This window comes from Oceanihabitans sp. IOP_32 (assembly GCF_009498295.1).
In the GTDB taxonomy this organism is placed as follows: domain Bacteria; phylum Bacteroidota; class Bacteroidia; order Flavobacteriales; family Flavobacteriaceae; genus Wocania; species Wocania indica.
Map to the genome: position 1 here is coordinate 3,090,035 of NZ_CP040813.1, position 12,871 is coordinate 3,102,905.

The following is a 12,871-nucleotide window of genomic DNA, read 5'->3' on the forward strand; positions in this document are numbered from 1 at the left end:
GATGTTAACCTGTTATACCAATGTAACCCTATAATATCGTAATAAATAACTTCTTTTTTGATTACTTTTCATCAAAAATAATTACCGTAACGATGTTATGCTATTAATTTTTCATTTCAATTAATCAAAAAATAATTCAATTTATTTACACGACATTACAAAGTTAAATTGGTATTAGAATATGGCTTTACTATATTTTTTAAATATGGTTATGACTTAAAAACTTAGTTAAAAATGAAAAATTCTATTGCTGAGCGGGTACGAGATTTTTTAAAATTATACCCTCCTTTTAATTTATTAAGTACCGATAAACTTTTTGACATAGCAAAAGAGGTTGTTATAATATACCTAGAGAAGGGAGACGTTTTATTTAAGGAGGGTACACGTTGTGATAATCACTTTTATATTATTCGAGAAGGTGCGGTGAGTCTCACTTATATTAAAAACCATATTCAAGAAGTGGTATCTATTAGTGATACCGGTGATATTTTTGGAGTACGGCCCTTAATTACTCAAGAGAATTATAAACTTACAGCCTCTGCCCATGAAGAATCTATAGTATATGGTATTCCAATTAAGAGTTTTCAAAAGGCATCAGAGCATAATTCTAAAGTTTATAAATATTTAATTACGGCCTTTGCCAGTAATAGTTACGATGCTTATACATCTAAGGAAACCAAAGAGATTTTTATCGATTATTTACCGAATAATTCACAGGATATTCCGTATTTTCAAACAGTAAAATACACAAAAAAGCCTGTAACATGTACTGCTAATTCCTCTTTACAAGACGCTGCTTTAAAAATGAGTACCAATAAAATTGGTGGTATAATTGTAATTGATGAGGCTAAAAAGCCTGTAGGTATAATAACCAATAGTGATATAACAAGAAAAATTGCAACAGGTTTGTTTTCCATTCATACCCCAGTATCCCGTATTATGAGCTCTCCTGTAATAACCAGTAAAAGGCATTTAACGGTTGCCGATGGACAATTAGAAATGATAAATCATAATATAGGGCATTTATGCATTACTAAAGATGGCACCGTGAATTCTAAACTCGTTGGGGTGTTAACGCAGCACGATATTTTAGTCACCTTAGGTAATAATCCATCGGTTTTATTAAAAGAGATTAAACGCGTTAATCGTACCAAGAAATTACGAAATATCAGGTTAAAAGCCAATGGGCTGCTTAAAAGTTATTTAGAACAAAATATCCCTATAACGCATATTATAAAAGTGATAGCGCAAATTAACGATGCTATTACAGTACGGGCAATCGAAATAGCTTTACCCAAAATGCCAACACCTCCGCCAGTGGCTTTCGCATGGATGGCTCTAGGAAGTCAAGGAAGAAAGGAGCAATTATTATACACAGATCAAGACAATGCTTTGGTTTTTGAAGATGTGTCTGAAGAAAAATACGAGGAGACTCAGGCTTATTTTTTAGAGCTCTCAAAACATATAACGAAGTCTTTGAATAAGATTGGATTCGAATATTGCGAAGCAGATATGATGGCGAGCAATAGAGAATGGTGTAAATCTATAACAGCATGGAAACACCAATTTAAAAATTGGATATTAAAACCAGATGAGAAAGCGGTTTTATTATCCTCGATTTTTTTTGATTACAACTTTGTTTACGGCGATCGAAAACTCACAGAGGCCTTAACCCATACTATCTTTAAAACTTTAAAAGAAACCTCATTATTATATGTGTTTATGGGGCAGAATGCTGTAAAAAGTCCGCCGCCATTAGGTTTTTTTAAACAGTTTCTGGTGGAGCAAAATGGAGAACAAAAAGATCTTTTTAATATTAAACATAGAGCACTTATGCCTTTAATAGATGCTGCTCGTTTGTTAATTTTAAGCCATGGGATAAAAGGCATAAATAGTACGTACGAGCGTTATGCAAAGTTGGCAGAAATAGAACCTTATAATAAAGAACTTTACGAATCTTGTTTGTATGCATTTAAAGCACTTACAAAGTTTAAAACAAAACAAGGCTTGCTGCATAATACTTCAGGGAAGTTTATTGATTTAAAAAGTTTATCTAAAGAAGAAAAGTTAAAACTAAAACGTTGTTTTAAGCCGATTCAAGAAATTCAGCAATCATTAACGTTTCGTTTCGATCTTAAAAATTTTTTGTAAATGAATTTGAATTGGTTTAAACCTAAAAAAAAGAATTATCCTGAATTCTGGAAGGCCTATCTTGATACTTTTAATAATACAGCGAAAACCACTATTGAAGATAGCAAATTTATAGCCTTCGATACAGAAACAACGGGATTTGACATAAAAAGAGATAGAATTTTATCTATAGGTGCAGTGTCTATTCTAAATAAACGTGTTGAGGTAGGAGGTAGTTATGAAATTTACTTAAAGCAAGAAATATTTAATCGGGATACCGTAAAAATACATGAATTGATAAAAACTGGCAATCGAAATAAAATAGACGAATTAGAGGCTCTTAAATCGTTTTTAAAATACATCGAAAATGCGGTTCTTGTTGCGCATCATGCTAATTTTGATAAAAACATGGTTAACGAGATGCTTTTACGACATGGTTTAGGAAAGTTAAAGAATAAATTTATTGATACAGGCCATTTGTATAACAAGTCTAAGCATATTATTTATCAAGATAATTTAAAAACACATTACACGCTGGACGATTTATGTTTAGAATTAAATGTGCCCAAGGTAGATAGGCATACGGCTAGTGGGGATGCTCTAATAACCGCCATTGTTTTTCTTAAAATCTTAGGGCGTTTAAAAAAACAAAATAACCTTAATTGGGATTACTTATTAGCGAATTAAAGATAAAGTTAGTGCTTGTTCGTAAAGTGTCATAATCCCATAATTACTTACGATATATAGACGCTTTTACTTCATTACGAAAAACAAATATTTAATTTTATGGCAAAAAAGGGCTGTACAAATAACGTTTATTAAATTTTTAATCTATTCGCTTTCAGGCGTTTTTTGTAAGCGTTTAATTCGTTTACAACTTTTGGAGCAAGAATAATGGTTGATATCATAGTTGGTATGGCCATTAAAGCAAATACGCCATCAATTAGATTAATCATCATATCCAGAGATGTGGTGGCACCTAAAATAATACTAGCAATATAAAAGTAATTATAGTAATGTTTATTGTTTGCGCCTATTAAAAAGGATAAGCATTTGGAGCCATAGTACGAAAATGAAAATAGTGAAGAAACACTAAATACAGCAATACAAACCAACAATAAATATTTGCCAAATCCCGGCATGGCATTACCAAAGGCATTGGCGGTAAGAGATACACCATTATCTGAAGTGGTTTCCCAAACTCCAGTAACTAAAATAGCTAAAGCCGTTAGTGTGCATACAATTAGGGTGTCTATTGCGGGGCCCAACATGGCTACAAGACCTTCTCGAACTGGTTCGTTTGTTTTAGCAGCTCCGTGAGCCAAAGGCGCCGTACCAATACCTGCTTCGTTTGAAAAAGCACCGCGTTTAATACCTAATAAAATTAAACCTCCAACAAGCCCCCCAAAAAACGCATCGCCTTTGTAATTATTGGCAGCAAAAGCATCAGTAAAAATCATTGTGAAATACTTAGGTACAACATCTATATTTACAAATAGTATGATAAGTACAGATACAAAATAAAGTAAAACCATAAAAGGAACGAGTCGAGATGCTGTTTTACTAATTCTTCCAATACCACCTAGAATTACAATTGCGGTTATATTAGCTAGTGTAAAGCCTATTATTAGGTTAGAGTTAAACCCGACCTCGACATTGTTAGGTCGAAGCAAAATATCATTTATGGCTTGCGTAAGTTGGTTAACATTAAAAACGGGTAAAGCACCAATTAACCCACAAACACTAAACATAATAGCTAAAGGTTTCCAGTTTTTCCCCAAACCTTCAATAATAAAGTACATAGGTCCTCCTTGCAACTCCCCGTTACTGTCTTTACCTCTAAACATAATAGCTAGGGTCGAAGTAAAAAACTTGGTAGACATGCCCACAACGGCACTTACCCACATCCAGAAAACAGCTCCAGGTCCACCTATAGAAATGGCTACTGCAACTCCAGCAATGTTTCCCATACCAATGGTAGAAGACAGAGCTGTGCTTAAGGCTTGGAAATGACTAATTTGTCCAGGATCGTTTGGGTCGTCGTATTTTCCACGTAGTACTTCAACAGCATGGCCAATTAAACGAAAAGTACCGAATTTTGAGCGAATTAATAAATATAAACCCCCACCAATTAAAAGTATAAGTAAGGGTAAACCCCAAACTATACTAGAGAAATCGGCAATTAACTGTTTAATTTGTTCCATAAAACGATTGGGTTTTTACGTGATAATAAATTTATGAAGCGTGAAACTATAAAAAAGTTTGTACTTTCGTATGAATATCAAAGAAAATATTTTGAAATATTAATTAGTTTATTGAAATTTACATTTTAATTTTAAAAACTGTTTAAATGGCATACGATGAATCTTTAGCAAAGAAAATAAGTAAATTATTAAGAGAAAAAAGAGTTTTATTTCGTGAGCAAGAAACTTCGGGAGCTATGTGTTTTATTAGCAACAAAAAAATGCTATGTGGGATTTATATTGATAAAACCCTAGATGATAACTTACTCATGGCAAAAATTGGAGAGCAGGCTTATGAAAAAGAAAAATCAAATGCGGGTATTTTGCCTATGGATTATGGCGGAAGTGCTATGCCTGGTTATATTTTTGTAAAGCCCGAGGCTTTTGAAAAAGAAAATGAATTGTCACGTTATTTAGATTTGTGTATTGCTTTTAATAAAGAAGAAAGTGCCAAAGCACCGAAAACTAAAAAAGTGCAAATACAATTCGAAGATTAAATCTAAGGTATTCCAATATTTATCTATAGAATCTAAAAAAAAATCGTCTAGAATTTTAATTCCAGACGATTTTTTTTTGCTATACAGGGTTCCTTATTTTAAATGCTTTGCGTAAAAACCCATCATGGCTTTGTATAGCGCAATAGTGTTTTCTTCTTTGGCAAAACCATGACCTTCGTCGTATTTTACCATATAGGGCACATCTACGCCTTTTGCTCTTAAACCTTCAACAATTTGATCGGACTCATTAATATTTACTCGAGGGTCATTAGCACCTTGAACAACAAAAAGAGGTTTCGTCATTTTGTCTATATGAAAAACAGGGGACACCTCTTTCATAATTGTCTTTTCTTCTGGAACCTCAGGGTCGTACCAAATTTCCTTAATAATTTTTAGATAGGGTTTCCAATAGGGCGGGATACTATTCATAAAGGTAAATAAGTTAGAAACACCTACATAATCTACACCACAAGCGTATAAATCTGGTGTTTTAGTTAAGCCACGTAACACGGCATATCCGCCATGGCTACCTCCATAAATAGCAACCTTATTTTTGTCTACCCAGCCTTTCTCGATAACATATTGTAAACCATCTTCCACATCGTTCATAGCTTTTCTGCCAATTTGTTTAAAACCCGATTCTAAAAACGCACGACCATAACCACCAGAAATTCTAAAGTTTACTTGTAAGGTGGCATAGCCACGGCTAGCAAAAAGCTGTGCTTCCGGATTAAAGCCCCAAGAGTCTCTAATGCCCTGTGGACCGCCATGAGGGTTTACTATAACAGGCACTTTAACGCCGCTTAGAGCTTCCTTTGGAAGCGTAATATAGCCGTGAATGGTTTTACCATCTCTACTCTTAAAAGTAATAGAGCGCATTTCTGCCATATCATTCTCATCAAGTTGAGGCCTTAAATTATAAAGCAGTTTAAAGGTGTTGTTTTTAGCATCAAAAGCATAATATTTACCGTATAACTTATCGCTTTGTAAAAATATTAAATACTTACTTTCATCGTCTGTTTTATCGGCTATGGAATAGCTGTATTGCGGGAATTTAGTTGTTATTTTATTGTGAAGTTCTTTGTAGTAATCGCTTACAGGAATAATATGTCTCTTTTCACCCAGATAGCTGAAATAATCTAATTGGTAATCCCTATGTCGAGATAAGGCTAAGCCAGAAACATCGTATTGATCATTTGAAAACAATTTTTTAACAACTTTATCTGCTTTCAAATCATATAAATAAATTTCTGTTTTGTCGCTATCTAAATTCGAAAGTACATAAGCTTCATCAGGATTAGTAGAGGCGTAATTAAAACTTAGAATTGAAAACGTATCTTTCCAGTTTAGTTCTTTTTTTACGTTGTAATTTTCGCCATCGGTTGTGTAATATAAATCAATATATACCCCATCGCGTAATTTTGTAAAACCCTTTAAATTTCCGTCTTTATCAAACTCATATCCACTAATGGGGTTCGCTGCATCTTCGTTTTTATAAAGTTGTTTTAATTCGCCGGTAACAATATTAATTTTATAAGGTTCAAAAATTTGTGGGTTATTTCGGTTCATAGATATAATCATATGATCTTCATCTTCTTTCAAATTTCTAAGTATATTAACCTTTACACCATCGAAAGGGGTTAAATCTTTTTGGTTTTTCCCATCCACATCAATAGCAAATAAATGGTAATCTTCATTACCACCTTTATCCATAACATAAATTAGTCTAGAATCGTTTGCCCAGGCGTATCCTCTAATTAATTCTTCTTCCTCTGTAATAACCTGTGTAACCTTATCGGTTTCCAGATTTTTCACGAAAACATGATTTTTCTTATTTTCATCTTTTTCTTTGTAAGACAAATAGGTGCCGTTTGGAGAAAATTTAAAAGCACTTGCTAGGGGTTTGGCAAAATAATCTTCAATCCTGTATGGGTATGCAGTGGCGTCTTCCTTTGCCAATTTTTCTAACTCGGAATCTGGTGTTGGTAATTTTATATTTCCTGGTCGTGTTTTCAAGATTTTTTAAATTTTAAAAGTTGATTCATATTCATTTTAAAACCACAGTGTTTTTGGGTTTGGTACAAAAATACCAACATAAACGATATGCATTTCATGAAATGGACGAATAACTGTATTATTATAACTATGGGTTCTAAAATAGCAAGTTTTAAATTCTTAAAGTGGTTTATCTTTTAGTTTAAGCATAAACGGTTATTTTTTTGAGTTATTTTTTTAAACTAAGCTCGTGGGTGCTTAAAGTTTAAACCTTCTAAAATTAATTATTTTTTATAGCATGAATTTTATTGGATGTGAATTAATATGAAATAAAAAAAACGACTTAAAATACTCATTAACAGATGTTTGTGTTTGTTTTGTGTTTTTTAAAGGTCACTTATTTGTAATTTTATAAGCAATCATGAGTTATAAACCCTTTAAAGATGTTATTTTTGCAGGTCAGAAAATCAAAAAATATGTCCAAAACATCTACTATTGAGTCCGAAGAAAGAATTGCGGGTAAAGATTTATATAGCTATCAAAAAGGTGCAATCGATAAAATTTTTACTGCTTTTGAAGAATCTCCTGAAGATTACCATTTATTGTATCAGCTACCCACAGGTGGAGGAAAAACGGTTATTTTTTCTGAAATAGTAAGACAATATTTAAAGCATCATAAAAAAAAGGTGCTTGTTATGACACATCGTATTGAGTTATGCAAGCAAACTTCGAAGATGCTAACTGAATTTGAGGTTAAAAATAAAGTGATAGATAGCAAAGCAGATTTAAGCGATCAAGCTGAATACAGTTGTTTTGTTGCCATGGTTGAAACCTTAAATAATAGGCTTAATGATGATAAGTTGGATATATCGGACATTGGATTAGTTATTATTGATGAAGCGCATTACAACTCCTTTACAAAACTATTTAAGTTTTTTAGTAAGTCGTTTATTTTAGGGGTTACGGCAACACCTTTAAGCTCGAGTATGGAATTGCCAATGACTGATAATTATGATGAATTAATTGTTGGAGAAACCATCGAATCGCTCATAGAAAACGGATTTTTAGCACAAGCTAATATGTATTCTTACAATGTAGGCTTGACATCTTTGGTGGTAGGAGCAAATGGCGATTATACGGTAAAATCTTCTGAAGATTTATATACAGATAACGATATGCTTAGTAAACTATTACAAGCATACGAAGAGCGCTCTAAAGGGAAAAAAACGTTGATTTTTAACAATGGAATTAATACTTCGCTACACGTTTACGACACCTTTAAAAGGGCAGGTTACCCTATTGCACATTTAGACAACACCAACACGAAAAAGGAGCGTGCCTTAATTTTAAAATGGTTTAAAAATACACCCGATGCTATTTTAACATCGGTAAGTATTTTAACCACAGGCTTTGATGAGCCAAGTGTAGAGAGTATTATATTAAACCGGGCAACCAAATCTCTTACACTTTACTATCAAATGATTGGTCGTGGATCGCGTATTTATAAAGACAAAACCACTTTTGATGTTATAGATTTAGGAAATAATTTTCACCGATTTGGAGCCTGGGGAGAGGATTTAGATTGGCAAAAAATATTTAGATCACCGTATTATTATTTAGATTCTTTACTAAGTGATGAAGAGTTGGAAAGTAATTTTAGATATGAAATGCCAGACGAATTACGTGCTGAATTCTCAAAATCTACCGATGTTTATTTTGATGTTCAGAAAACGTATATTGACTCTGTAAAAGCTGGCGAGTCTTCAAAAGTAGTTTTAGAACGCTCCATAGAACAGCATGCCAAAATATGTATTGAAAACAGCGAAGATGTATACGATGCGTTAGCCTTGGCAAAAATGCTTGGCGACGATATAGATTTTAGAATAGGCCGATATACAAAATGCATAAGTAAGAGCACTTATAATTTTGTAGATTGGCTTAAAGGCGATTATAGAAAAAAATTAAATGCTTATTTACGCGCTAATTTTGATACTGTTTTTGAATCTATTCACGGATACCCACCAGAAGATTAGTGCGCGCTTTAAAGTCTATTGGTGTTTGCCCGAATAAAACACTTATATTTGGTAAGTAATTTTAATGTATTCAAATTTTAAGTTTCATTTATTGGTTAGGATTAATTATTCTGGTAAAAGCTATGGAATTAATAACTAGGTTTTTAGAGTTAGAATTATTTGCAGTAGGGAAATACAGTTTTAAAGTTGCCACTTTAATTCTAGTAATTGTCATTTTTCTTGTTACAAAAATCACTTTATGGCTCATCAAGAAAGCCATGTTTCGAAAAATGAATTTGAAACAAAGAAAAGAAGGCAATGTCTATTCTTTATTTCAAATAATAAAATACCTTATCTGGACTATTAGTGTTGGTTTAATCTTGCAAACACTGGGTGTTGAGGTTACTCTGCTAATTGCCAGTTCGGCCGCATTATTAGTTGGTGTAGGACTAGGATTGCAGCAAACTTTTAATGATATTGTTTCAGGAATAATTTTACTTTCAGAAAGATCAATCAGAATATCAGACATTTTAGAAATTGATGGCGAAATAATTAAAATACAAGAGATTGGCTTGCGAACCTCTAAAGGATTAAATACAGATGATATTTCAATCATCATACCCAACTCTTTAATAACCACGAATAAAGTTATTAACTGGAGCCATCAAACAGAGCAAAATCGATTTCGAATAGATGTGAGAACCACCTATGGTAGTGATGTAGAATTAATAATTAAACTTCTTGAAGAAAGTGCTCAAGAGCATCCGGATGTAGACCGCAAAAAATTAACAGAAGCCAGACTTTCCAATTTTGGAAGTTCGTCTTTAGATTTTCATGTGTTTTACTACAGCAAAGTTATTTTTAGATCAGAACGGGTTAAAAGTGATATTCGTAGAATAATAAATCGCAAATTTATTGAAAACAATATTACTATTCCGTTTCCACAAATGGATGTTCATATAAAGCGCGATTTAAAAGTTTAAAGCCTTTTTAATAAGACGACATAACGAAACAATTTAAAAAATAAGTGGTTTTTATTGTAGTTCTGTAACTTGTATTAAGGTTTTAAGAATATTAGTTTAACAACTTATAACATTATAAGTCCTTCCAAACAATAAGTGCCCTTTAGTGCGGTTTTTGTAGTGACAGGGTACAACGCGCATTTTATATTTTGGTGATTTTAATAAGATCATAAAAAAAGACGTACCTTTGTGGCAATAATAACAATAAAACAAAGTCTGCACGATAATTAAACTATGGCAAAATCGCAAGTAACATTTAACAAAATTGAAAAAGAGAAAAAACGCTTAAAGAAAAGAGAAGAGAAGCAAAAAAAGAAAGAAGCACGTAGAGCAGAAGCTAAAGAAAACCCACAAGGTATTCAGTTTGCTTATGTTGATTTTAATGGCAATTTAACAGATACGCCTCCAGATCCTGCCATGCGTGAAAAAGTTGAAGCCGAAAGCATCGAGTTAGGAATTCCTAAAAAAGAAGATAGAGTAGAAGAAGAGCCCACAGCAAAAGAGGGCAAGGTTTCTTTCTTCGATCATTCTAAAGGTTTTGGCTTTATTTTAGACAGCGTAAATCAGGAAAAATATTTTGTACATGTAAGCGGTTTAATTGACGAAATTACCGAAAACGATAAGGTGACTTACGAGCTTGAGCGTGGCCAAAAAGGAATGAATGCTGTAAGAGTAAAGAAAATTTAAATTCTTTTTAATATTTTGAAAATTTAAGCAGTACATGGGGGTGCCTCGTAAAACTATAATTATTGTCTTGGCATTTTTTGCTATCTATGTTATTTGGGGCTCTACCTATATGCTTAATAAAGTGGCGGTTTCTCAGTTACCTCCGTTTTTTCTTGCTTTTATTCGATTTTTAATGGCAAGTTTAATCATATTTGCGATTGCAAAGTTTTTAAAAGTAAATTTAGCCATTACCAAAAAGCAATTTTTTAATGCGGCTATTGCAGGGTTTTTGTTTTTAACCCTAGGTAATGGTTTGGTTGTTTTTGCTTTAAAGTATGTCGATAGTGGTTATGCCGCTCTGCAAATTTCTGCTCAACCATTAGTCGTGTTAATCATGATGCGTGTGTTATACCGTAAACGTATTGAATTAATGTCTTATATAGGAGTTGCTTTTGGGTTTTTAGGAATATCCCTTTTGGTTAGTCAAAAAGAATTGATAAGTCAAGAAGGTCAAATATTGGGCATGGTTTTGATATTCTTATGCATGTTATCTTGGGCTTATGCCAGTATTTTTGTGGGTAAAGTCGATTTGCCAAAAAATTCGTTTGTAAGCACTGGATACCAAATGCTTGCGGGTAGTCTTTTATTAGGACTAATAAGCTTAGTTTTAAATGAACCTTGGTCTTTACCACATAATTGGCATAGCGATGTGCAATTAGCAATGGTTGGATTAATATTGTTTGGTAGTATTGTGGCATTTACCGCTTTTAATTATCTTTTAAAGGAAGTGTCGCCAGAAAAGGTAGCGACATCTACTTATGTCAATCCTATTATCGCATTAATTTTAGGATGGTTCGTTTTAAACGAACAAATTACCACACAGTCTATAATTGCTGCAGTTATTTTGCTTACAGGCGTTTATTTTATTAATACTAAACGCACTTTTAAACCACGTGGTGTTGGTCGATAAAAACAACTGTTTTTTATCATTTACAACCATATTTTATGTTCTTTTAAAAGGTGTCATCACGCAAACTTTTGTAGTATTTAAATCTAAAATATGTTTGGCTTCGGATTTAGATAATCATTTTATGATGTAATATATTCGGTGCCAAATTCGATTTCAAAAAAATAAAACAAATAAATGAAAGTACCTGGAAGTGTAAATGCATATCGAAGAAAAATCATGCATTTTATTACAAAAAACGTGGGTAGTTCTCAAAGCGAACCCGAATTTAATGCCAACACAAGCGTTGAGATAAAAAACATTTTAATTATTCGTCCTAATCACAGATTAGGCAATCAGCTCTTATTAACCCCAGTTGTACAGGAAGTTGTAAATACCTTTCCAGATTGCGAAATCGATTTGTTTGTAAAGGGGGGTGTGGCATATCCAATTTTTGAAAACTATAAGGCAGTTAAAAATATTTATCAACTTCCTAAAAAGCCCTTCAATAATTTATTCAAATATATTAGATGCTGGTTTCAAATCAAAAAAAGATCTTATGACTTGGTTATAAACGGTGACAAAAACTCATCTTCGGGTCGATTGTTAACCCAATTATCGAAGGCGAATTACAAAGTTTTTGGAGACGTTATTGAAGATATTGAGGAGAAACATGAAGATTACGAACACATCTCTAAATACCCCGTTTACAATTTAAGATATTATTTAAGTAAGTTGGGGTTTAAAGAAAATAATAACGAAGTGCCTACTTTAAATATTAAATTAAGTGATTCTGAAAAAGAAGCCGGAAAATTATTACTTAATAAAATAGTAGGGAATGATAAAAAAACCATTTGTATATATACTAATGCTACAGCCGATAAGTGTTACTCTGAAACTTGGTGGCATAATTTTTATACGCGTCTTAAAAGTGAGTTTGAAACATCATATAATATCATAGAAATGTTACCCATAGAGAATATTTCGAAAATAAATTTTAAAGCACCTCATTTTTATAGTAAAGACATTCGAGAAATGGGTGCCATAATTAATAACACGGCTATATTTATCGCAGCCGATAATGGGGTTATGCATCTAGCATGCGCATCTCACACGCCCACTGTAGGGTTCTTCTCTGTTACCAATAAGAATATCTATGGGCCTTACGGAAATGGAAGTATAGCACTTCAAACTAATGAAACTACAATTGACGATTGGATGAGATCCATTCATAATATACTTCAATAAACGCTCTAATTTATAAGACTTACGGCCGTATATAATCTTAACAGTTGTGCGGTTAAATTTTAACAAGTTGTTATTACCATATTTGTTATATATTGATTATTTTAAACCAGTT

The 12,871-nt window shown here is 32.7% G+C and carries 10 protein-coding genes; 8 read left to right on the forward strand and 2 right to left on the reverse strand.

The features are described from left to right. Window positions 1–234: 234 nt before the first annotated feature. Window positions 235–2,151, forward strand: a complete 1,917-nt coding sequence (locus FEZ18_RS12995; protein WP_153268708.1) for a DUF294 nucleotidyltransferase-like domain-containing protein — start codon at window positions 235–237, stop codon at window positions 2,149–2,151. Then, window positions 2,152–2,817 (forward strand): PolC-type DNA polymerase III, encoded by a 666-nt coding sequence (locus FEZ18_RS13000; RefSeq protein WP_153268709.1) that lies wholly within the window; start codon window positions 2,152–2,154, stop codon window positions 2,815–2,817. Window positions 2,818–2,948: 131 nt separating this feature from the next. Here the strand turns inward: FEZ18_RS13000 and FEZ18_RS13005 are convergent, their stop codons facing one another. Next, the gene (locus FEZ18_RS13005; protein ID WP_153268710.1) at window positions 2,949–4,334 is read right to left on the reverse strand and encodes an alanine/glycine:cation symporter family protein; all 1,386 of its coding nucleotides are present in this window, start codon (window positions 4,332–4,334) and stop codon (window positions 2,949–2,951) included. 146 nt (window positions 4,335–4,480) lie between these two features. Here FEZ18_RS13005 and FEZ18_RS13010 point away from each other — a divergent pair, with 146 nt between their 5' ends. Further along, window positions 4,481–4,870: an RNA methyltransferase gene (locus FEZ18_RS13010; protein ID WP_153268711.1), complete on the forward strand. Its 390-nt coding sequence runs from the start codon at window positions 4,481–4,483 to the stop codon at window positions 4,868–4,870. A gap of 93 nt (window positions 4,871–4,963) precedes the next feature. Here FEZ18_RS13010 and FEZ18_RS13015 read toward each other — a convergent pair whose 3' ends face one another. After that, window positions 4,964–6,886, reverse strand: coding sequence for a S9 family peptidase (locus tag FEZ18_RS13015; protein ID WP_228122763.1), 1,923 nt, complete (start codon window positions 6,884–6,886; stop codon window positions 4,964–4,966). Window positions 6,887–7,341: 455 nt separating this feature from the next. On the opposite strand from FEZ18_RS13015, the gene FEZ18_RS13020 reads away from it, so the two are divergent. The 5 genes from FEZ18_RS13020 (at window position 7,342) to FEZ18_RS13040 (ending at window position 12,759) form a co-directional block, all read left to right on the forward strand. Continuing rightward, entirely contained in the window at window positions 7,342–8,898 is a 1,557-nt protein-coding gene (locus tag FEZ18_RS13020) for a DEAD/DEAH box helicase (protein ID WP_153268713.1), read from the forward strand. A gap of 122 nt (window positions 8,899–9,020) precedes the next feature. Then, window positions 9,021–9,860 (forward strand): mechanosensitive ion channel family protein, encoded by an 840-nt coding sequence (locus FEZ18_RS13025; RefSeq protein WP_153268714.1) that lies wholly within the window; start codon window positions 9,021–9,023, stop codon window positions 9,858–9,860. Window positions 9,861–10,133: 273 nt separating this feature from the next. Continuing rightward, window positions 10,134–10,586 carry a cold-shock protein gene (locus FEZ18_RS13030; RefSeq protein ID WP_153268715.1) on the forward strand — a complete coding sequence of 151 codons (453 nt, stop codon included), beginning with the start codon at window positions 10,134–10,136 and terminating at the stop codon, window positions 10,584–10,586. A 34-nt stretch (window positions 10,587–10,620) separates the two neighbouring features. Continuing rightward, entirely contained in the window at window positions 10,621–11,535 is a 915-nt protein-coding gene (locus tag FEZ18_RS13035; protein WP_153268716.1) for an EamA family transporter, read from the forward strand. Between the two features lie 174 nt (window positions 11,536–11,709). Continuing rightward, the gene (locus tag FEZ18_RS13040; protein WP_153268717.1) at window positions 11,710–12,759 is read left to right on the forward strand and encodes a glycosyltransferase family 9 protein; all 1,050 of its coding nucleotides are present in this window, start codon (window positions 11,710–11,712) and stop codon (window positions 12,757–12,759) included. Window positions 12,760–12,871: the final 112 nt, after the last annotated feature.

Bases quoted from the DNA above. Each gene is read 5' to 3' on its own strand.
- FEZ18_RS13010 (WP_153268711.1), top strand. From the start codon at position 4,481: ATGGCATACGATGAATCTTTAGCAAAGAAAATAAGTAAATTATTAAGA.
- FEZ18_RS12995 (WP_153268708.1), top strand. From the start codon at position 235: ATGAAAAATTCTATTGCTGAGCGGGTACGAGATTTTTTAAAATTATAC.
- FEZ18_RS13020 (WP_153268713.1), top strand. From the start codon at position 7,342: ATGTCCAAAACATCTACTATTGAGTCCGAAGAAAGAATTGCGGGTAAA.
- FEZ18_RS13025 (WP_153268714.1), top strand. From the start codon at position 9,021: ATGGAATTAATAACTAGGTTTTTAGAGTTAGAATTATTTGCAGTAGGG.
- FEZ18_RS13035 (WP_153268716.1), top strand. From the start codon at position 10,621: ATGGGGGTGCCTCGTAAAACTATAATTATTGTCTTGGCATTTTTTGCT.
- FEZ18_RS13040 (WP_153268717.1), top strand. From the start codon at position 11,710: ATGAAAGTACCTGGAAGTGTAAATGCATATCGAAGAAAAATCATGCAT.
- FEZ18_RS13000 (WP_153268709.1), top strand. From the start codon at position 2,152: ATGAATTTGAATTGGTTTAAACCTAAAAAAAAGAATTATCCTGAATTC.
- FEZ18_RS13005 (WP_153268710.1), bottom strand. From the start codon at position 4,334: ATGGAACAAATTAAACAGTTAATTGCCGATTTCTCTAGTATAGTTTGG.
- FEZ18_RS13030 (WP_153268715.1), top strand. From the start codon at position 10,134: ATGGCAAAATCGCAAGTAACATTTAACAAAATTGAAAAAGAGAAAAAA.